Here is a 2000-nt window from a genome sequence, read left to right as displayed (position 1 = left end):
GCGCAACCTCTGCGCAAGCTGGCGATCGGCGCCGTGCGTGCAGTGCCGATGCTGCGGCGTGCATTGGTCGCCGGCCTGCTCGATGAGTCACCACGTCCGGTTTCGTTGGCGCACCAACTCGGCCGCGTCTTCGAGGTGCTGCGACCAAGGCTTTCGGGTAGCTGAGGCGCGCATCGTCGGCGTGCCACCGGAACGTGGTGCACCGGTAGCGCCTACGCAAATTTGTGGAGGGCGCGATGGGCAGCAGCTTTTTTTCAGCACAGGCGTTGAACTTTCCACTTTGACATCCGTCGAATGCAGCTCACGGAACGAGGGCAAGGACGATGTCAGAGCGAGCGATTTCTCCCGCTGCATACCGCAATCCCCTGCAACTGCGCTTGCAGGCCTGCGTAATCGCAGCAGCCTCACTGATCGGCTGCGCATCGACTGCGCAATCGGACAAGCCGAAATCGAACGCCACTGGCGTCGCGGCAGCGATCAACGACCTGTGCGACGCGCAAGTGGTGTTCCTCGGTGAGGAAGGCCACCATGGCGGTGGGCAGTCGATCACGACCAAGGCCGACATCATCGCGGGCCTGATCCGGCAATGTGGATTCACGCACGTCGCACTCGAAGCCCAGATCTATGATGTTCTTGATCTGGAAAAGCGCTACGCGGCGGGCACGGCCACGCCCGAAGCCTTGTATGACGCGCTCGGATCGCTTGGGTTCATGGCGGCCCAGGCCAACCCATTGCTGGCGCTGCTGCACGAGAAGGCCAGCGCCGGGCAGGTGCGTCTGAGCGGGTTCGACCCAAACATCGGCAGCATCACCGCGTACTACGCCCAGCACCAGCTCGCGCAAGACCTGAGCCGCGACCTTCCCGCAATGCGGCGGGACTTTTGCACGAACACGATCGAAACCTTGACCCAATGGAAGTTCGATGATGCCCATCCAGACGATGAGGCGTTCACGAAAACGATCCACGACTGCGCAATCCAGATCGAAGCGCTCGCCTTGCAGCAAGCCGAACAGGATCCGCTGCACTACCGCATGACGCACAATTTCCGCGCCCAGCTCGAGCAGTCCGAGGGCGATGGTGCCAATTGGCGCGACCGCGCGATGTACGAAAACCTGCAGTGGGCACTGGATCGCCAACCAGCCGGTACCAGGACCGTCGTGTGGACCGCCACCGTCCATGCCCTCAAGCAGCCACTGGGCAAGCGCAAGAGCATGGCGAGCTACTTCAAGGCCGACTCCGGCATCAAGATGAAATCCGTGGCGATCGTCGGCGCTGCGGGCGCGTACGGTTTCAACAACCGGGTCACGTCCTTCCTGCCGGCAGATGCAGACAGCCTGGAAGGCAGCGCGCTTGCCAGTGGCGGCATGCCGCCGGTGTATCTGGATGCTGCCGCGCTGAGCAAGCTCGGCTCACGCAAGTCGCGCATGCTCTCCTACGACAAGTACAGCGAACAGGATTGGAGCCAATGGGTCGATGGCGTGCTGGTGCTGTCTGCCGAAGTCGCTCCCACCCGCGCGCGGCCGAACAAGCCCTTGCAGAAGCCCTGAGCCATCGCCGCGTTTGCCGCAGCCATGGTTCACGGCAAATGCGGCCACCTGGATGGCTTGCGGCACCCGCATTGCCGCTGCGAATCCTTCGTCCTGCAGCAGACGCCAGCGGCAAACATCGGCGCTTGCTGTATCGAGCGGGACGCGGCAGCGAAGTCTTGCGCCCACACATCGCGAACAGCCTTGGCCTGGAGCAACGCCATTCAGGCGCCGTCGCTCGCCGGATCCCAGACTTGCGCGTCGGCGAGCAGCTCGCGCAGACCGGCCTCATCGAGGTCGGCAAGCAGGTTCATTGCCTCGCCAAGGTTCTCCACTGCGAGTTGCGTGCGCCGGATCGTGCCGGCAAGCAGGGGACTGAATACGAGCATGACGCGGCCGTAGGAGGCATCGAGCAGGGCGGCCTGCCAGGGCTGATCGTTGGAATCGGTGAAACTGCGCATCGCGGGCGGCCTG

Annotated in this window: 2 protein-coding genes; one reads left to right on the top strand and one right to left on the bottom strand. The window is 63.6% G+C overall.

The window, feature by feature from the left end:
* Positions 1 to 323: 323 nt before the first annotated feature.
* A complete protein-coding gene (locus tag KF759_RS14155; RefSeq protein ID WP_291226491.1) occupies positions 324 to 1547 on the top strand; it encodes an erythromycin esterase family protein in 1224 nt (407 codons plus the stop codon).
* A gap of 203 nt (positions 1548 to 1750) precedes the next feature.
* Here KF759_RS14155 and KF759_RS14150 read toward each other — a convergent pair.
* Positions 1751 to 2000, bottom strand: a 250-nt coding sequence (locus KF759_RS14150) for a hypothetical protein (RefSeq protein WP_291226490.1), incomplete at its 5' end; no start/stop codon positions are given.

This window comes from Dokdonella sp. (assembly GCF_019634815.1).
Taxonomy (GTDB): domain Bacteria; phylum Pseudomonadota; class Gammaproteobacteria; order Xanthomonadales; family Rhodanobacteraceae; genus Dokdonella_A.
Note: the sequence above shows the minus strand (reverse complement) of the source record. Positions and strands in the feature narration are given on the sequence as shown.

Excerpts from the sequence above, each read along its gene's own strand:
- KF759_RS14155 (WP_291226491.1), top strand. The coding sequence starts at position 324 with ATGTCAGAGCGAGCGATTTCTCCCGCTGCATACCGCAATCCCCTGCAA.